Here is a 16,934-nt window from a genome sequence, read left to right as displayed (position 1 = left end):
CGTTCCCACGCTCCGCGTGGGAATGCAGCCCGGGACGCTCTGCGTCCCACTGGAACGCGGAGCGTCCCTTGAGGCAATCCCACGCAGAGCGTGGGAACGATCAGTTACGGCTCCAAGCCTATCCCCCGCAAAATCACGCTGGTCACCGTCTGCACCGCCCGCTCGAACTGCATGTCCGACAGCGGCTGGTGCTCATTCAGAATATTCACCTGATGATCGAAGTCCGCATAGTGCTGCGTCGAGGCCCAGATCATGTACAGCAGGCTCGACGGTTCCACCGGCAGAATCCGCTTGTCCTCGACCCACTGGCGGATCTTCGCCTCTTTCATCTTCGCCCAGTCGTACAGGCTGACATCCAGCGCCTCGCCGAGGGTCGGCGCGCCGTGGATGATTTCGTTGGCCCAGACTTTCGAGCCATAGGGCCGGCTGCGCGAGTGGTTCATCTTGGCGCGGATATAGCTGCTGAGCACCACGCGCGGATCGTCGAACATCTCGAAGCACAGTGCGTCCTGCTTCCACACTTCCAGCAGGTCGAACAGCACCGCGCTGTACAGCTCGCTCTTGGTCGAAAAGTAGTAATGCAGATTGGAGCGTGGCAGCTGCACTTCAGCGGCGATGTCCGCCATGGCGGTGCCGCCGAAACCCTTTTCGGCGAAGACTTTTTCCGCCGCCAGCAGGATCTTGTCGACGTTGGTACGGCGGATTTCGATCTTGTGATTGCCCATGAGGGCTCCCTGAAGACAACGTTGTTGAAGACTAGCATCCGCTCTGGGCAAGGGGCGACAGCCTAGAACGATTCTTCACACACTTGGGCTTTTTTCTGGTTTAGGATCGCCCTCCTTCTCCCCGTCAGACACTGAAGGATTCGTCCATGACCATTCGAAAGCGCACCGCTGCGGATGATCCGCAGCTCGCCGCACTGTGGGAGCGCTCGGTCCGCGCCACCCACGATTTCCTCCCGGAAGACGATATCCATCGGCTGTTCCCGCTGGTGCGTGACACCTACCTGCCCGCGCTGGATGTGCAGGTTTTCGAGAACCCCGACCACTCCCCGGCAGGCTTTATCGCCACCGACGATGACACCGTGCAGATGCTGTTCATCGACCCGGCCCAGCGTGGCCAGGGCATCGGCCGACGCTTGCTCGACCACGTCCGCCGCCCGCTGCTGAAGGTCGACGTCAACGAACAGAACCCGCAGGCCCACGGCTTCTACCGTCACTACGGATTCGAAGACATCGGCCGCTCGGCACTCGACGGCGAAGGCCGGCCCTTTCCGGTCATTCACATGCGCCTGAAAGCCCTGTGATCCACGTTCTATACTCAGCCCGCCATTTCACTGAAAGGAATCTTTCCATGTCGATGAAAAAACTGTTCACCGCTGGCGCGCTGCTGGCTTCGCTGATCGTCACTTCCCAGGCCTTTGCCCACGCCCATCTGAAAAGTCAGATTCCGGCCGCCGACAGCACCGTCGCGGCACCGGCGGATCTGCGCCTGATGTTTTCCGAAGGCGTCGAAGCCAGCTTCACCAAAGTCACCGTGACCCACGATGGCAAGCCGGTGGCGGTCAAACCGCTGACCACCGAAGGCGACAAGAAAACCCTGATCGTCACCCCCGAAGCACCGCTGACCGCTGGGGAATACAAAATCGAATGGCATGCGGTGTCGGTCGATACGCACAAAAGCGAAGGCGCCTATCAGTTCAAGGTTGGCCAGTAATTCATGAGTGAAGCGCTGGTGCTGTGCCGGTTCCTGCATTTCATCGTGGTGTTGATGCTGTTCGGGGCCTGGCTGTTCCGGCCGCTGCTGCTCAAGGGTGAAGCGCCGCTTCTGGATCGGCAGCTGGCGCGACTGACTCGCTGGCTGGCGGCGATTGCCCTGATCAGCGGCGTCATCTGGGCGTTGTTGATTACCGCAAGCATGGCCGGTTCGGCGGCTGCCGCGTTTGATCCGGCCACCGTCGAGCTGGTTCTCGGTCATACGTTTTTCGGTCAGGTCTGGCGCTGGCATCTGCTGATCAATGCCCTGTTGCTGGCGCTGTTGTTTACGCCGTGGCGTTCGAACCAGCCATTGCGGCTGGGTCTGAGTGCGGTGCTGCTGATGACGCTGGCACCAGTCGGACACGGGGCGATGCTCGATGGCTTCAGCGGGCAGATGCTGATCCTCAATCAGGTCATTCACCTGACTTGCGTCGGCGCCTGGCTCGGCGGGCTGCTGATGCTGGTGATGATCCTGCGCCAACCTGACAAAGACATGCGCGAAGTCTTGCAGCGTTTCAGCGGGCTCGGTTACGCACTGGTCGCCGGCCTGCTGATCACCGGGCTGATCAATGTGCGCGTGCTCACCGGCCAATGGTGGCCGACACCGCTGTTCTCGGGCTTCGCCCTGATCCTGTTGATCAAGGCGCTGCTGGTGTTTGGCATGCTCGCCCTGGCGCTGTTCAATCGCCTGCGGATCAACGATTGCGAACAACGGCTCGACACCCTCAAGCGCAGCGTCATGCTCGAATGGCTGCTGGGGATCGGCGCCGTGGCGGCGGTTTCCGTGCTTGGCACCCTGCCGCCGATGATCGCTGCCTGAGGTCAGTGTTTCTGGGTATCGCCCGCCGCCGTATCAATGCTGACCACCACCGACATCCCCGGCCGCAAACGCTCGCTCTCCTGCTGATCCGGATCGATGGTGATGCGCACCGGCACCCGCTGGGCGATTTTCACGAAGTTGCCGGTGGCGTTGTCGGCCTGCAACAACGCGAATTCGGAACCGGTGCCCGGCGAGATGTGCTGCACGTGGCCGGTGAACTTGCGGTGGTTCAAGGCATCGACGGTGAAGCTCGCCGGCTGCCCAACGCGTACATTGTCCATCTGGGTTTCCTTGAGGTTGGCGATCACCCATTTCTGGTTCGGCACCAGCGCCATCAACTGCGCCCCGGAGTTGACGTAGGCGCCGAGACGCACGCCGATCTGCCCGAGCTGACCGTCGCGCGGGGCGATGATCCGGGTGTTGGACAAGTCGATCCGCGCCAGCTGTACCGCTGCCTCGGCGCTGGCCACCGCCGCTTCCAGCGAACCGCGATTGACGATCACCGTTTGCAGATCCTGCCGGGCGATTTCCAGATTGGCCTTGGCCTGCGCCACCGCCGCAATGCTTTGCGCGTTGGCGGCCAGCGCCACGTCCATCTCACGTTTGGACACTGAACCGTCATTGACCAGCGCCTTATTGCGACGCAAGTCGGCCTCGCTTTTGCGCAACTGCGCCTCGCTGTCGGCCACCACCGCCTGCCGCAACTTGATAGTGGCTTCGGCGCTGTTGCGCTGCTGCACCACGTTGGCCAGCGAGGCCTTCTGCACCGCCAGTTGTGCCAGCGACTGGTCGAGACGTTGCTGATAGATGCGGTCATCGAGACGCACCAGCAAGTCGCCCTCCTTCACAAACTGGAAATCCTGCACCGGCACTTCAAACACATAGCCACTGAGCTGCGGGCCGATGATCGTTACCTGCCCGCGCACCAAGGCGTTTTCGGTGGTCTCAACTGCGCTGCTGAACGGCGGCAGTTGCCAGGCGTAAAGCACGATCAATACGCCGACGATGGCAATCGCGGCAAACCCCAGCGACGAGATGATCCGCACCCGCAACGAGCGCGGCTCGGTGTTCGGTGATGACGGCGGCGCCACACCTTCAGGGGTGGCGGCGATGGCATTGGTGGTCGTAGTGGTCGGTTCGGTCATGAAGAAGTGGCACCGCTGGAAGGTACGGAAGGTGTCGGGGTTACGGCTTTGGTGGTACTGATCAGCCACAGCGCACGGATGGAAATCCAGATCATGGTCAGGATCGCGATGACCGCAATCAGCATGAACACATCGTTATAGGCCAGTACGTTGGCTTCGCGCGTGGCAGCGTTGGCCAGGCTGCGAATGCCCTGCAGATTGCGCAGACTCGGGTCGACAATCACGGAGCCGACCGCCGATCCGCCGCTCTGCACCCGGGCGGCTACACGCGGATCGGACAGCACCAGTTGCTCGACGATGTGGCTGGAATGAAATTTCTCGCGCACGATCTGGAAAGTCCCCAGCAACGCCGCGCCGATCAGGCCGCCGAGGTTGTTGCAGATCCCGAACAACACAGAAAAACTCACGAGGTTGCGCGGGTTGGTCAGCACGTTGCGCGTGCCCAGCACCATGGTCGGGCCGAGGAAGAACGTACTGCCGAACGCCAGCAGGAACTGGCTGAAATACAGGTTGCCGGGGCGGGTCAGGTTGTTCGATGAGCTGTCCATGATCGAGCCGGTGGCCATCAACGCCAGCGAAACGATCAGCGGCATCAGCAGGTGTTTCGGGTCGATGGTCAGCGCACTGGTCAGCAGCCCGGCGACGCTGCCGATCAGCATCACCACGTACAAGCTATGAAGCTGCTGGCTGCTCATGTTCAGGTTTTGCATGAAGCCCACGGCGCCGGTGGATTGCTCCGAGGTCACCATGCGAATCAGGATCACCGCCAGCGCCAGACGGATCATCACCCCGCTACCGAGCCAGCGGGTCATCAGCATCGGGTTGCTGCGGTTATGTTCGATGGCCAGCCCCGCGAGAATCAGCGCAATCGACGCGGCCAGGGCGATGCCGATCCAGTCTGCTTCCAGCCACCAGTCGATCCGGCCCAGGGACAACACGGCGCAAAGCAAGGCCACGCCACTGGCAAGGATCGCAAAGGTGAGGAAATCGAGGGGTTCGAAGGTCTTGAACCGGTCACCCGGCGGCAGTTTGAGCATCAAGACGCAGCCTAACGACAGCAACGCCATGCCCAATTCGAACAGGTACAGGCCGCGCCATTCGGCGATCTGCAACAGGTCTTCGGAAAACAGTCGCGCCAGTGGCAAGGCCAGCTGTGAGGTGCCGAGGCCCAGCACCAGCGCCTTCATCCGCCATTTGGCCGGGAACGCCTGCACCATGTAATACAAGCCCAGCGAACTGAGCGCCGCGCCGACCATGCCGTGGGCCGCCCGCACCGCGACTGCTGAATTCAAGTCATTGACGAACAGATGGCCGAAGGTCACCAGCGCATACAGCACCAGAAACACCTCGGTGAACGCCCGCAGCCCGAACTGCTGGCGAAACTTCACCAGCAGCAGGTTCATCGACACGTTGGTCATCACGTACGCCGCCGGCAGCCAGGCCATTTCCGCAGTCGTCGCCCCGAGCGCACCTTGCAGATAAGGCAGGTTGGCGACCACCAGCGCATTACCCAGCCCACCGGTCACCGCCACCAGCAAGCCCACCAGCGCATAAGCCAGGCGCTTGGGGTTGGAGTGCAGCGGCGTCGAGGGAGAACCGGGCAGACTGGGCTTCTCGTGCGGCTGCCAGTTGCGCGGGGCGTATTGATCCATTGAAAGGCCTTGTCTTGTAGTCGCTTAAGTGTGCCGCAAATCCTGGCCAAACACCTATCCAGTGTGGGAGCGAGCCTGCTCCCACAAGGGATTTTGGGTGGATTCGTAAATTTTGTTTAAAGGTCATCTCGCCCGCAGCGGATTTTTCCCAAGCGTAGCGGATGCCAACCTTGCCGCACTTCTCAACCTGCAAGGTGCCCGATATGACCACTCCCCGCAGGCAACGCTCCCCGCGTCTGCTGAAAAACCTGCTGGCCGCCACGCTGTTGCTGCCAGCCCTCGCTTTTGCCCAGGAACGCCCGTGGCCGGACGGCTCGCAATTGGTGATTTCGGTGTCGATGCAATTCGAAACCGGCGGTCAGCCCGAAGGCGCTGAAAGTCCGTTTTCCGGTACACCGCTGCCAAAAGGCTACCCGGATCTACCGGCGCAGACCTGGTTCGATTACGGCTACAAGGAAGGCCTGTGGCGCATGCTTGATCTGTGGGATCGCACCGGCATCAAAGTCACCTCTCACGTGGTCGGCGAAGCGGCGCTCAAGCACCCGGACCTGGCCAAGGCGATTGCCGAGCGCGGCCATGAACTGGCAGCCCACGGCATGCGCTGGGCCGATTCGTACAACATGAATTACGCCCAGGAAAAACAGTTCATCGGCGACGGCGTTGCGGCGGTGGAAAAAATCACCGGTCAGCGCTCGGTCGGCTACAACGCCAACTGGCTGCGCCGCAGCCCCAATACGTTGAAGGTGCTGCAGGATCTGAACTTCACGTACCACATCGACGACGTCAGCCGTGACGAGCCGTTCGTGACCATGGTTCGTGGACGCAAATTCGCCGTGGTGCCGTACACCCTGCGCAACAACGACATCGTGCTGGTCGAGGGCCGGCATTTCTCTGCCGAGCAGTTCTATCAGCAACTGGTGCTGGAATTCGATCGCCTCTACGCCGAAGGCGCGAGCAAGCGGCGGATGATGTCGGTGAGTCTGCACGACCGCATCGGCGGCACCCCGGCGATGGTCGAGGCCATGGAGCGCTTCATCCGGTACGCCCAGTCGCATGCGAAGGTGAGTTTCATGCGCAAGGATCAGATCGCGCAGATCGTGCTGACCGAAAAAAATCCCCTGATCGATAACACTGAAGCGCTCTACAACCAGTAAACGTGCCGAAAGCAGCCCTCTTCACAGCGCTTTGAGGGCTGCCCGCTCACCCAAAGTCATCGTACGACGCCCTGTTGACTTTTCCGGAAAACCTCGCAAATATCCGCAACCATGTTGTACGACGACGTATAACAAATAATAAAAACAACAAATGAAACAGGGAGCGTCACAGTGAGCACACTCGTCTGCAATTCCGTCCGCACGTCCCGTTTTTCCATCCCCCGCCCGCGTTCCACCCTGAGCCTGATCGGCTGCGGCAGTCTCGCCCTCGCCTTGCCGATGAGCGCCGATGCCGAGGGTTTCCTCGAAGACAGCAAAGCCACGCTGAACCTGCGCAACGCCTACTTCAATCGCAACTTCGTCAACCCGAACTATCCGCAGGGCAAGGCTGAAGAGTGGACGCAGAACTTCATCCTCGACGCCAAATCCGGCTTTACCCAGGGCACCGTCGGCTTTGGTCTGGACGTGCTGGGTATGTATTCGCAGAAACTCGATGGCGGCAAAGGCACAGGCGGTACGCAGCTGCTGCCGATTCACGATGACGGACGCCCGGCGGACAATTTCGGGCGACTGGGTGTTGCGCTCAAGGCCAAGGTGTCGAAGACCGAACTGAAGGTGGGTGAATGGATGCCAGTGTTGCCCATCCTGCGCTCGGACGATGGTCGCTCCCTGCCCCAGACGTTTCGCGGCGGGCAGATCACATCCACCGAAATCAACGGCCTGACCCTGTACGGCGGGCAGTTCCGTGGCAACAGCCCGCGCAACGATGCCAGCATGGAAGACATGTCGATGAACGGCCGCGGCGCCTTCACCTCCGATCGCTTTAACTTCGGCGGCGGCGAATACACCTTCAACGACAAACGCACGCTCGTCGGTCTGTGGTATGCCGAACTCAGCGATATCTACCAACAGCAGTACTTCAACCTCAGCCACAGCCAGCCGCTGGGTGACTGGACGCTGGGCGCCAATCTCGGTTTCTTCACCGGCAAGGAAGACGGCAGCGCCCAGGCCGGCGACCTCGACAACAAAACCGCATTCGCCATGCTCTCGGCCCGGTACGGCGGCAACACGTTCTACATCGGCCTGCAAAAGCTCAGCGGCGACGATGCCTGGATGCGCGTCAACGGCACCAGCGGCGGCACCTTGGCCAACGACAGCTACAACGCCAGTTACGACAACGCGCAGGAGCGTTCCTGGCAGATCCGCCATGACTACAACTTCGTGGTTCTCGGCGTCCCCGGGCTGACACTGATGAACCGCTACATCAGCGGTGACAACGTGCACACCGGCACCATCACCGACGGCAAGGAATGGGGGCGCGAGTCGGAGTTGGCCTACACCGTGCAGAGCGGTCCGCTGAAAAACCTCAACGTCAAATGGCGCAACGCGACGATTCGTCGGGACTTCAGCACCAATGAATTCGACGAGAACCGGATCTTCATCAGTTACCCGATTTCGTTGTTGTAAACCCCGGCATGGGGTGAACGGAGGGTGAATCGGCCTTCCGTCACTTACACCGAAAGTCGCGTTGACAAGTTCCGGAAACCCTACCGATACTTCAGCGCAGTCATACGACAACCTACAACAAACCTAATAACAACGTGTAAGGGATTGCCATGACGTCCACCTCCACCGCCCCAACTCCGTTCAATCGCCTGCTGCTGACCGGCGCCGCCGGTGGCCTGGGAAAAGTCTTGCGCGAACGTCTGCGCCCCTACGCCAATGTGTTGCGCCTTTCGGACATCGCTACCCTCGCCCCGGCCATCGATGACCGCGAAGAAATCGTGCTCTGCGACCTCGCCGACAAAACCGCCGTGCATCAACTGGTCGAAGGCGTGGATGCGATCCTGCACTTCGGTGGCGTCTCGGTGGAGCGCCCCTTCGAAGAAATCCTCGGCGCCAACATCTGCGGCGTATTCCATATCTATGAAGCGGCACGCCGACACGGTGTGAAGCGGGTGATCTTTGCCAGCTCCAACCATGTCATCGGCTTCTACAAGCAGGACGAACGCCTCGACGCCAGCTCCGCTCGCCGCCCCGACGGCTACTACGGTCTGTCCAAGTCCTACGGCGAAGACATGGCCAGTTTCTACTTCGATCGCTATGGAATCGAAACCGTCAGCATCCGCATCGGCTCGTCGTTTCCCGAACCACAGAACCGCCGAATGATGCACACCTGGCTGAGCTTCGACGATCTCACCCAACTGCTCGAACGTTCGCTGTACACCCCCAACGTCGGCCACACCGTGGTTTATGGCATGTCCGCCAACAAGGATGTGTGGTGGGACAACCGCTTCGCCAGCCACCTCGGTTTCGAGGCCAAAGACACCTCCGAAGTGTTTCGCGAAAAGGTCGAGGCGCAGCCCATGCCGGCAGCCGATGACCCGGCGCGGATCTATCAGGGCGGAGCCTTCGTTGCGGCCGGCCCGTTTGGCGATTGACCGGCGCGATTCACGTCTCCAATAAAACCAAGGGAATGAGTATGCAAGCCGAATTGATCGTCGACGCCCGCAACGCGGTGGGTGAAAGCCCGGTCTGGGTATCGCAGGAGAACGCCTTGTACTGGGTCGATATCCCCAACGGCGGCCTGCAGCGCTGGAGCGCCGACACTGGCCATGTCCATGCCTGGAAGACTCCCGAAATGCTTGCCTGCATCGCCCGCCACAGCAAGGGCGGTTGGGTTGCCGGGATGGAGAGCGGGTTCTTTCACTTGCAACCGCATGGCGATGGCAGCCTCGACAGCGACCTGCTCGCGACCGTGGAACACAACCGCCAGGACATGCGTCTGAACGACGGTCGCTGCGACCGCCAGGGTCGGTTCTGGGCCGGCAGCATGGTGCTGAACATGGGCCTGAATCTGCCCGAGGGCCGGCTCTATCGTTACGGTGCCGGGCAAACAGGCGTGATCGAGGCACAGCTTGATGGCTTCATCGTGCCCAATGGCCTGGGCTTCAGCCCGGACGGCAAAACCATGTACCTGTCGGACTCGCACCCGAACGTCCAACTGATCTGGGCTTTCGACTACGACACCGAGACAGGCACACCCTCCAACCGGCGGGTGTTCGTGGACATGAACCATTTTTACGGCCGCCCCGACGGCGCAGCCGTGGATGCCGATGGCTGCTACTGGATCTGCGCGAACGACGTCGGCCTGATCCATCGTTTCACCCCGCAAGGTCGCCTTGACCGCTCGCTGTCGGTGCCGGTGAAAAAACCCACCATGTGCGCCTTCGGCGGCAGCCGGATGGACACCTTGTTCGTGACTTCGATTCGCCCCGGCGACGACCAGGATCCGCAGTCCCTGGCCGGCGGCGTGTTCGCCCTCAACCCCGGCGTCAAAGGCCTGCCGGAGCCAATGTTCGACGATCTGCTGTAACCCGCCCTTGCTGCATTGCTGTGCCTTGAACACAAAAATAACAAGACTGGAGAACCCCTCATGGACTTCAAACGCACGTTGCTCGCCGTCGCCCTCCCCCTCGCGCTCACCTTCGGCAGCGCGGCCCAGGCGCTGGAAATCAAATTCGCCGACATCCACCCCGCCGGTTATCCGACCGTGGTCGCCGAAGAACAGTTGGGCAAGACCCTGGTTGCCGAAAGTGACGGCAAGCTGACCTTCAAAATGTTTCCCGGCGGCGTGCTCGGCTCGGAAAAGGAAGTGGTCGAACAGGCTCAGGTCGGCGCCATCCAGATGGCCCGCGTCAGCCTCGGGATCGTCGGCCCTGTGGTGCCGGACGTGAACGTGTTCAACATGCCGTTCGTGTTCCGTGACCAGGCGCACATGCGCAAAATCATCGACGGTGAAATCGGTGACGAGATCCTCGACAAGATCACCAACTCCGAATTCAACCTCGTGGCGCTGGCGTGGATGGACGGTGGCACGCGCAACATCTACACCAAGAAACCGGTGCGCAGCCTTGAAGACCTCAAGGGCATGAAAATCCGCGTGCAGGGCAACCCGATGTTCATCGAGACCATCAACGCCATGGGCGGCAACGGTATCGCCATGGACACCGGCGAAATCTTCAGTGCCCTGCAGACCGGCGTCATCGATGGCGCGGAAAACAATCCGCCGACCCTGCTCGAACACAACCACTACCAGAACGCCAAGTTCTACAGCCTGACCGGGCACCTGATCCTGCCAGAACCCATCGTGATGTCGAAAATCACCTGGGAAAAACTCAGCCCCGATCAGCAGACGCTGGTGAAAAAAGCCGCCAAGGCTGCGCAAGCTCAGGAGCGCACGCTGTGGGATGCCAAGTCGGCCAGCAGTGAAGAGAAACTCAAGGCCGCCGGCGTCGAGTTCATCACCGTCGACAAGAAACCCTTCTACGAGGCCACCGCTTCGATTCGCGAAAAATACGGCGCGCCCTACGTCGACCTGATCAAACGCATCGAAGCCGTTCAGTAACCTCCCTGCCCTCAATACAAGGCCCGGCAGCGCTGGCGTCGCTCGACGCTCACGCGTGCCCGGTTACGGTGGAACCCGATGAAGAATTTGCTGCTGCGCATCAATGACCGGATCTACATGGCCTGCATCTGGGTCGCCGGTCTGTCGGTGCTGACCATTTCCCTGATCATTCCCTGGGGCGTGTTCGCCCGTTACGTCCTCGGCACCGGCTCGAGCTGGCCGGAGCCCACCGCCATCCTGCTGATGATGGTCTTCACCTTCATCGGCGCCGCCGCCAGCTATCGCGCCGGCGCGCACATGGCGGTGGCGATGGTCACCGACCGTCTGCAACCGAACATGCGTCGAACCATGAGCATCGTTTCCCAAGTGCTCATGGGCACCATCTGCCTGTTCATGACCATCTGGGGCACCAAGCTCTGCCTGTCGACGTGGAACCAGTTCATGAGCGCCCTGCCGACATTGCGCGTCGGCATCACCTACATGCCGATCCCGATTGGCGGCGCGCTGACGCTGATTTTCGTGCTGGAAAAACTCTTGCTCGGCGATCAAAGCAATCGCCGCGTGGTGCAGTTCGACCTGGTTGAAGAAAACGAAGGGGCTGCCTGATGGACGCATTGATTCTGCTGGGCAGTTTTATCGCACTGATCCTGATCGGCATGCCGGTGGCCTATGCGCTCGGGCTGTCGGCGCTGATCGGCGCGTGGTGGATCGACATCCCGTTCCAGGCCCTGATGATTCAGGTGGCGGGCGGGGTGAACAAATTCTCGCTGCTGGCGATTCCGTTCTTTGTGCTCGCCGGCGCGATCATGGCCGAGGGCGGCATGTCGCGACGGCTGGTGGCGTTCGCCGGGGTCCTGGTGGGCTTCGTGCGTGGCGGGCTGTCGTTGGTCAACATCATGGCCTCGACGTTTTTTGGTGCGATTTCCGGCTCGTCGGTGGCCGATACCGCGTCGGTGGGTTCGGTACTGATCCCGGAAATGGAGCGCAAGGGCTATCCCCGGGACTTCTCCACAGCAGTGACCGTCAGTGGTTCGGTGCAGGCCTTGCTGACCCCGCCGAGTCACAACTCGGTGCTCTACTCGCTGGCGGCTGGCGGCACCGTGTCCATCGCTTCGCTGTTCATGGCGGGTGTCGTGCCGGGCCTGCTGATGAGCGCGTGCCTGATGGTGCTGTGCCTGATTTTCGCGCGCAAACGCGACTATCCCAAAGGCGAAGTGATCCCGATGCGCGAAGCCTTGAAGATCTGCGGCGAAGCGCTGTGGGGGCTGATGGCGATGGTGATCATTCTCGGCGGGATTCTGTCGGGGATCTTCACAGCCACCGAGTCGGCGGCCATCGCCGTGCTGTGGTCGTTTTTCGTCACCATGTTCATCTACCGCGACTACAAATGGAGTGAGCTGCCGAAACTGATGCATCGCACGGTGCGCACCATTTCCATCGTGATGATCCTGATCGGCTTCGCCGCCAGCTTCGGCTACATCATGACCCTGATGCAGATCCCGGCGAAAATCACCACGCTGTTCCTGACCCTGTCCGACAACCGCTACGTGATCCTGATGTGCATCAACGTCATGCTGCTGTTGCTCGGCACCGTGATGGACATGGCGCCGCTGATCCTGATCCTTACGCCGATTCTGATGCCGGTGATCCTCGGTATCGGCGTCGACCCGGTGCAGTTCGGCATGATCATGCTGGTCAACCTCGGTATCGGCCTGATAACGCCGCCGGTGGGCGCCGTGCTGTTCGTGGGTTCGGCGGTGGGCAAGGTCAGTATCGAAAGCACGGTGAAGGCGCTGCTGCCGTTCTATGCGGTGCTGTTCCTGGTGCTGATGCTGGTGACCTACGTTCCGGCGCTGTCGCTGTGGTTACCGCACCTGGTGTTGTAACGCGATCACTGTGGCGAGGGCGCCTGGTCCCTCGTCACAGACTTCATATCAAGCCCGCAGCAACATGTAAGCCGCAACCACCAGGCACACACTGGCAAACCCCACCTGCAACGTCCTCGCCGGTACTCGCGCGCAAAGTTGGCGACCGATGATCATGCCGACGATGCTCGCCACAATGAACGCAGCACCCAGTCGATCTATCCGCACGCCCGCGTGGAACGCGCCGATCACGCCGATGGCGGAAATCAGGCTGATGACCATCAGTGAAGTGGCGACGATCCCGCGCATCTGCACGTCGGTCAGTTGCTTGAACGCCGGCACGATCAAAAACCCGCCACCCACCCCCAGCAAACCGGACACCACACCGGTGACCGCGCCCAGTGCCGCGAGGGTCGCGGTGCATTTGGCGGTCCAGTCGAAACGGCCGGTCTGTTCATTGAGCATGCAGTTCTTCTGGCCCCAGCTGGCGTGGCCATGATCGCTCGGCCCCTCCTGCTGGCGTTCACGGCGCAGCATGCGCCACGCCACCATCACCATCAGCAGGCTGAACAGAATCATCAAAACCTTTTCCGGCAACTGATGGGCGAAGTAGATGCCCACTGGCGAAAACACCGCGCCGAGCGCTGCAATCAGCAGCGCCGCGCGATAGCGCACCAGACCGTGACGCAAACCATCGATCGCGCCGACCGCCGCCGCGCTGCCCACTGCAAACAACGCCACCGGCGCCGCTTGCGTCATCGTCCAGCCCAGCCCCAGCACCAGCGCCGGCACCGCGAGAATCCCACCGCCGGCCCCGGTCAGACCAAGGACCAATCCCATCACCACGCCAAACAGACTTGCCAGCAACATAGCGTGTTCTCAGTCGACCCTGGACAGACGCGTCAGCCATTCGCGGCCCTTGAGCATGCCGTTCCAGTAGAACCACGGCAGCAGCGTCGCCTTCAGCCACCACGCGGAGCGGCGCGGCACGGTCGGGTCGAGGGGAAAGGTCGGCAGCAATTTTCCGCCGTAGCCGAACTCGGCGAGGATCACCTTGCCCTTCTCTACCGTCAGCGGGCAGGAACCATAGCCGTCGTACTTGAGCGGCAGTGCCAGATCCTTGCGCAGGGCGAGAAGGTTTTCCGCCACCACCACGACTTGCTTGCGCACTGCCGCGGCGGTTTTCGCATGGGTGGTGCCGCAGATATCGCCCAGGGCAAACACGTCGGGATAACGCGGATGTTGCAGCGTGTGCGGATTGACCTCGCACCAGCCAGCGGCGTCGGCCAGCGGACTTTGCGCGATGAAATCCGGTGAAACCTGCGGCGGGACGACGTGCAGCAGATCGAAAGTCTTGGCCTGGCGGGTGACGTTGCCGTCCGCATCCTTGACGTCGAACCAGGCGGTTTTCGCCGGGCCGTCGACCTTCACCAGATTGGAATTGAACGCCAGCCGCGCGTTGTATTTGTCGATGTACTTCATCAGCGGCGGTACGAAGGTCGGGACGCCGAACAATGCGGCGCCGGCCAGATTGAACTCGACCTCGACCTTGCTCAGCACGTTGCGCTTGAGCCAGTGATCGCAGGACAGGTACAGCGCCTTTTGCGGCGCGCCGGCGCACTTGATCGGGATCGGCGGCTGGGTGAACAGCGCTTTGCCGCCGCTCAGTTTCTGCACCTGATCCCAAGTGTATTGCGCGTGCTGATAGCTGTAGTTGGACGTGACGCCGTGCTGGCCGAGGCTTTCCTGCAAGCCTTCGATCTTCTCCCACGCCAGGCGCAGGCCGGGGCAGACGATCAGGTTCTGATAGGCGACGGTGCGTTGATCGTTGAGGGTGAGACGGCGCTGGTCGGGGTCGATGCCGGTCACTGCAGCCTGAATCCAGGTGGCCTGACGCGGCATCACTTTGTTCATCGGTCGGGCAGTGTCTTTGGCATCAAAGGCACCACCGCCGACCAGCGTCCACGCCGGCTGGTAGTAATGCAGGGTGCTCGGCTCGATCACCGTGATTTTCAGGCCGGGATCGCGCTTGAGCAGGCTCGCGACAAAACCGATGCCGGCAGTGCCGCCGCCGATGACCACGATGTCCGCACTGATGGATGGGCCCCAGTGTTGATCGTTCATTGTTTGTTCCTTATGGCTGCACGCAAGGATAGCCGGGTCTATTGCGCCCAGCTTTTGAGCACGGCTCCGCAGTAGAGTCCGGAAAGGGTTTTCATCACCTGGATCACTTCGTGACTGGCGAGACCGTAAAAAATGTACTTGCCTTCACGACGGGTCGCGACCAGCCCTTCATCACGCAGGATACCCAGCTGCTGGGACAGGGTCGGCTGCCGCACGCCGGTCATTTTCTCCAGCTCGCCGACGTTGCGCTCGCCCTGGGTCAGCTGGCACAGGATCAGCAGCCGATCTTCATTGGCCAATGCCTTGAGCAGCGAACAGGCCTTGGAAGCCGAGGCGCGCAGTTGGGCGACTTCACATTCGGTCAGACTGGATTGCATTTGCAGGATGCCTTCAACGTCACTTAAGCTGCGGACATTATGTGTTTACATAAAGTGTTGCAACCCACGACTGACTTTTCGTCCTCTGCCACAGGTTCATGTCCATGCCCGCGTTGATTGAAGCCTTTCTCGACCCCGCCTCCTCGACCTACAGCTACGTGGTCTACGAAGCCGACGGTGGGCAATGCGCGATCGTCGATCCGGTGCTCGATTACGACGGTGCCGCCGGTCGCACCTGCACGGCACAGGCGGACAGGATCATCGCCTTCGTTCGCGCCCACGACCTGCAAGTGCAATGGCTGCTGGAAACCCATGCGCACGCCGATCACCTGTCCGCCGCGCCGTACCTGCGTCGGGAACTGGGCGGGAAAATCGCGATTGGCGAATCGATCAGCAAAGTGCAGAACGTGTTCAAGGCGCTGTTCAACCTGGAACCGGAATTTCGCGTCGACGGCTCGCAGTTCGATCATCTGTTCGCACCGAACGAGTCATTCAGGATCGGCAATCTCAAGGCCACCGCCTTGCACGTCCCCGGCCACACCCCGGCGGACATGGCCTATTTGATCGATGGCGAGCAGATTCTGGTCGGCGACACACTGTTCATGCCCGACGTCGGCACCGCCCGTTGCGACTTTCCCGGTGGCAACGCGCATCAATTGTTCAATTCGATTCACAAGCTGCTGGCCTTCCCCGCCAGCGTGAAGCTCTACGTCTGCCACGACTATCCACCCGAAAGTCGCCAGGCACAGTGCCAGACTACTGTCGGTGAACAGCGCAAAAGCAATATCCATGTGCATGACGGCATCGATGAAGCCACGTTCGTTGAAATGCGCACGCGGCGGGACGCGGGGTTGGGAATGCCGACGCTGTTGCTGCCGGCGATTCAGGTGAATGTGCGGGCGGGGGATTTTCCGGCGGCGGAAGATAACGGCGTGGTGTACCTGAAAATTCCGCTCAACAAATTGTAATCAACTGATCGGAAGCGGGACGCGGAGCGTCCATGGCGGCATTCCCACCCAGAGCGTAGGAACGATCATCTTCAAGCACCCAATGTCAAACCGTTCGCCGGCAACGGCAACGCCGTCTTGTAGCGCACCTGCTTGAGCGCAAAGCTCGACCGGATGTTGGCCACACCCGGCACCTTGGTCAGAAAGTCCATCATGAAGCGTTCGAGCGACTGGATGGTCGGCACCAGCACCCGGATCAGATAGTCCGGGTCGCCGGCCATCAGGTAGCACTCCATGACCTCCGGGCGATCGGAAATCGCCTCTTCGAAATGCTGCAGGGCCTCTTCCACCTGCTTCTCCAGGCTGACGTGAATGAACACGTTGACGTGCAGCCCCAGCAGGTCGGCATCCAGCAGGGTTACCTGCTCGCGGATCAGCCCCAGTTCCTCCATCGCCTTGACCCGGTTGAAGCACGGCGTCGGCGACAGATTGACCGATCGCGCCAGGTCGGCGTTGGTGATGCGCGCGTTCTCTTGAAGGCTGTTGAGAATGCCGATATCGGTACGGTCCAGTTTGCGCATGAGACAAAACCACCTGTTTTTTATGTTTATGCAGAATTTCTATCTGCAAATGATCTTCAGCGCAACGAAACAGAGAGAAATATTCTTCTTGGCCGGGCCTATGA

18 protein-coding genes are annotated in these 16,934 nt (G+C 60.9%); 11 read left to right on the top strand and 7 right to left on the bottom strand.

What is annotated here, in order from left to right; all coding sequences use genetic code 11:
- Positions 1-104: 104 nt before the first annotated feature.
- The gene (locus BMZ46_RS24335; RefSeq protein ID WP_007952885.1) at positions 105-725 is read right to left on the bottom strand and encodes a TetR/AcrR family transcriptional regulator; all 621 of its coding nucleotides are present in this window, start codon (positions 723-725) and stop codon (positions 105-107) included.
- Positions 726-871: 146 nt separating this feature from the next.
- Here BMZ46_RS24335 and BMZ46_RS24330 point away from each other — a divergent pair, with 146 nt between their 5' ends.
- The 3 genes from BMZ46_RS24330 to copD are packed head-to-tail and all read left to right on the top strand — an operon-like array spanning position 872 to position 2,577.
- A complete protein-coding gene (locus tag BMZ46_RS24330; protein ID WP_039767218.1) occupies positions 872-1,306 on the top strand; it encodes a GNAT family N-acetyltransferase in 435 nt (144 codons plus the stop codon).
- Positions 1,307-1,353: 47 nt separating this feature from the next.
- Positions 1,354-1,716: a copper homeostasis periplasmic binding protein CopC gene (gene copC / locus BMZ46_RS24325; protein ID WP_039767220.1), complete on the top strand. Its 363-nt coding sequence runs from the start codon at positions 1,354-1,356 to the stop codon at positions 1,714-1,716.
- 3 nt (positions 1,717-1,719) lie between these two features.
- Positions 1,720-2,577: a copper homeostasis membrane protein CopD gene (copD, locus tag BMZ46_RS24320; protein WP_074688811.1), complete on the top strand. Its 858-nt coding sequence runs from the start codon at positions 1,720-1,722 to the stop codon at positions 2,575-2,577.
- A 2-nt stretch (positions 2,578-2,579) separates the two neighbouring features.
- Here copD and BMZ46_RS24315 read toward each other — a convergent pair whose 3' ends face one another.
- Both BMZ46_RS24315 and BMZ46_RS24310 read right to left on the bottom strand, forming a co-directional pair.
- A complete protein-coding gene (locus BMZ46_RS24315; protein ID WP_039767224.1) occupies positions 2,580-3,722 on the bottom strand; it encodes an HlyD family secretion protein in 1,143 nt (380 codons plus the stop codon).
- Positions 3,719-5,374, bottom strand: coding sequence for an MFS transporter (locus BMZ46_RS24310; protein ID WP_074688813.1), 1,656 nt, complete (start codon positions 5,372-5,374; stop codon positions 3,719-3,721). Before BMZ46_RS24310 ends, BMZ46_RS24315 begins: the two co-directional genes overlap by 4 nt.
- Positions 5,375-5,577: 203 nt before the next feature.
- Here BMZ46_RS24310 and BMZ46_RS24305 point away from each other — a divergent pair, with 203 nt between their 5' ends.
- The 7 genes from BMZ46_RS24305 (at position 5,578) to BMZ46_RS24275 (ending at position 12,822) form a co-directional block, all read left to right on the top strand.
- The gene (locus tag BMZ46_RS24305) at positions 5,578-6,528 is read left to right on the top strand and encodes a polysaccharide deacetylase family protein (RefSeq protein WP_074688815.1); all 951 of its coding nucleotides are present in this window, start codon (positions 5,578-5,580) and stop codon (positions 6,526-6,528) included.
- 171 nt (positions 6,529-6,699) lie between these two features.
- Positions 6,700-7,995, top strand: a complete 1,296-nt coding sequence (locus tag BMZ46_RS24300; protein WP_064597539.1) for an OprD family porin — start codon at positions 6,700-6,702, stop codon at positions 7,993-7,995.
- Between the two features lie 149 nt (positions 7,996-8,144).
- On the top strand, positions 8,145-8,969 hold the full coding sequence (locus tag BMZ46_RS24295; RefSeq protein WP_039767231.1) for an NAD-dependent epimerase/dehydratase family protein: 825 nt from the start codon (positions 8,145-8,147) through the stop codon (positions 8,967-8,969).
- A 41-nt stretch (positions 8,970-9,010) separates the two neighbouring features.
- Positions 9,011-9,904 carry an SMP-30/gluconolactonase/LRE family protein gene (locus BMZ46_RS24290; RefSeq protein WP_074688817.1) on the top strand — a complete coding sequence of 298 codons (894 nt, stop codon included), beginning with the start codon at positions 9,011-9,013 and terminating at the stop codon, positions 9,902-9,904.
- Between the two features lie 60 nt (positions 9,905-9,964).
- A complete protein-coding gene (locus tag BMZ46_RS24285; protein ID WP_074688819.1) occupies positions 9,965-10,936 on the top strand; it encodes a TRAP transporter substrate-binding protein in 972 nt (323 codons plus the stop codon).
- A 78-nt stretch (positions 10,937-11,014) separates the two neighbouring features.
- On the top strand, positions 11,015-11,542 hold the full coding sequence (locus tag BMZ46_RS24280) for a TRAP transporter small permease (protein ID WP_074688820.1): 528 nt from the start codon (positions 11,015-11,017) through the stop codon (positions 11,540-11,542).
- Positions 11,542-12,822 carry a TRAP transporter large permease gene (locus BMZ46_RS24275; protein ID WP_039767236.1) on the top strand — a complete coding sequence of 427 codons (1,281 nt, stop codon included), beginning with the start codon at positions 11,542-11,544 and terminating at the stop codon, positions 12,820-12,822. The genes BMZ46_RS24280 and BMZ46_RS24275 overlap by 1 nt, the downstream gene beginning before the upstream one ends.
- A gap of 48 nt (positions 12,823-12,870) precedes the next feature.
- On the opposite strand, the gene BMZ46_RS24270 is transcribed toward BMZ46_RS24275, so the two are convergent.
- The 3 genes from BMZ46_RS24270 to BMZ46_RS24260 are packed head-to-tail and all read right to left on the bottom strand — an operon-like array spanning position 12,871 to position 15,302.
- A complete protein-coding gene (locus BMZ46_RS24270; protein WP_064597548.1) occupies positions 12,871-13,671 on the bottom strand; it encodes a sulfite exporter TauE/SafE family protein in 801 nt (266 codons plus the stop codon).
- Positions 13,672-13,680: 9 nt separating this feature from the next.
- On the bottom strand, positions 13,681-14,925 hold the full coding sequence (locus BMZ46_RS24265; RefSeq protein WP_074688823.1) for an NAD(P)/FAD-dependent oxidoreductase: 1,245 nt from the start codon (positions 14,923-14,925) through the stop codon (positions 13,681-13,683).
- A gap of 38 nt (positions 14,926-14,963) precedes the next feature.
- Positions 14,964-15,302 carry an ArsR/SmtB family transcription factor gene (locus BMZ46_RS24260; protein WP_007952897.1) on the bottom strand — a complete coding sequence of 113 codons (339 nt, stop codon included), beginning with the start codon at positions 15,300-15,302 and terminating at the stop codon, positions 14,964-14,966.
- 104 nt (positions 15,303-15,406) lie between these two features.
- Between BMZ46_RS24260 and BMZ46_RS24255 the strand changes: the two genes are divergently transcribed.
- Positions 15,407-16,270 (top strand): MBL fold metallo-hydrolase, encoded by an 864-nt coding sequence (locus tag BMZ46_RS24255; protein WP_074688825.1) that lies wholly within the window; start codon positions 15,407-15,409, stop codon positions 16,268-16,270.
- A gap of 71 nt (positions 16,271-16,341) precedes the next feature.
- Here BMZ46_RS24255 and bkdR read toward each other — a convergent pair whose 3' ends face one another.
- Positions 16,342-16,830, bottom strand: a complete 489-nt coding sequence (gene bkdR / locus BMZ46_RS24250) for a Bkd operon transcriptional regulator BkdR (RefSeq protein ID WP_025111414.1) — start codon at positions 16,828-16,830, stop codon at positions 16,342-16,344.
- Positions 16,831-16,934: the final 104 nt, after the last annotated feature.

Origin of the sequence: Pseudomonas sp. NFIX49 (genome assembly GCF_900115915.1) — a bacterium.
Lineage (GTDB): Bacteria > Pseudomonadota > Gammaproteobacteria > Pseudomonadales > Pseudomonadaceae > Aquipseudomonas > Aquipseudomonas pharyngis.
The sequence above is the reverse complement of the archived record's forward strand: the minus strand, read 5'-3'. Positions and strand labels throughout refer to the sequence as shown.

What these genes read in the sequence shown, in the direction of transcription:
- BMZ46_RS24295 (WP_039767231.1), top strand. Translation starts at nt 8,145, where the DNA reads ATGACGTCCACCTCCACCGCCCCAACTCCGTTCAATCGCCTGCTGCTG.
- BMZ46_RS24330 (WP_039767218.1), top strand. Translation starts at nt 872, where the DNA reads ATGACCATTCGAAAGCGCACCGCTGCGGATGATCCGCAGCTCGCCGCA.
- BMZ46_RS24335 (WP_007952885.1), bottom strand. Translation starts at nt 725, where the DNA reads ATGGGCAATCACAAGATCGAAATCCGCCGTACCAACGTCGACAAGATC.
- BMZ46_RS24310 (WP_074688813.1), bottom strand. Translation starts at nt 5,374, where the DNA reads ATGGATCAATACGCCCCGCGCAACTGGCAGCCGCACGAGAAGCCCAGT.
- BMZ46_RS24305 (WP_074688815.1), top strand. Translation starts at nt 5,578, where the DNA reads ATGACCACTCCCCGCAGGCAACGCTCCCCGCGTCTGCTGAAAAACCTG.
- BMZ46_RS24260 (WP_007952897.1), bottom strand. Translation starts at nt 15,302, where the DNA reads ATGCAATCCAGTCTGACCGAATGTGAAGTCGCCCAACTGCGCGCCTCG.
- BMZ46_RS24315 (WP_039767224.1), bottom strand. Translation starts at nt 3,722, where the DNA reads ATGACCGAACCGACCACTACGACCACCAATGCCATCGCCGCCACCCCT.
- BMZ46_RS24255 (WP_074688825.1), top strand. Translation starts at nt 15,407, where the DNA reads ATGCCCGCGTTGATTGAAGCCTTTCTCGACCCCGCCTCCTCGACCTAC.
- BMZ46_RS24290 (WP_074688817.1), top strand. Translation starts at nt 9,011, where the DNA reads ATGCAAGCCGAATTGATCGTCGACGCCCGCAACGCGGTGGGTGAAAGC.
- BMZ46_RS24280 (WP_074688820.1), top strand. Translation starts at nt 11,015, where the DNA reads ATGAAGAATTTGCTGCTGCGCATCAATGACCGGATCTACATGGCCTGC.
- BMZ46_RS24275 (WP_039767236.1), top strand. Translation starts at nt 11,542, where the DNA reads ATGGACGCATTGATTCTGCTGGGCAGTTTTATCGCACTGATCCTGATC.
- copC (WP_039767220.1), top strand. Translation starts at nt 1,354, where the DNA reads ATGTCGATGAAAAAACTGTTCACCGCTGGCGCGCTGCTGGCTTCGCTG.
- BMZ46_RS24285 (WP_074688819.1), top strand. Translation starts at nt 9,965, where the DNA reads ATGGACTTCAAACGCACGTTGCTCGCCGTCGCCCTCCCCCTCGCGCTC.
- copD (WP_074688811.1), top strand. Translation starts at nt 1,720, where the DNA reads ATGAGTGAAGCGCTGGTGCTGTGCCGGTTCCTGCATTTCATCGTGGTG.
- BMZ46_RS24265 (WP_074688823.1), bottom strand. Translation starts at nt 14,925, where the DNA reads ATGAACGATCAACACTGGGGCCCATCCATCAGTGCGGACATCGTGGTC.
- bkdR (WP_025111414.1), bottom strand. Translation starts at nt 16,830, where the DNA reads ATGCGCAAACTGGACCGTACCGATATCGGCATTCTCAACAGCCTTCAA.
- BMZ46_RS24270 (WP_064597548.1), bottom strand. Translation starts at nt 13,671, where the DNA reads ATGTTGCTGGCAAGTCTGTTTGGCGTGGTGATGGGATTGGTCCTTGGT.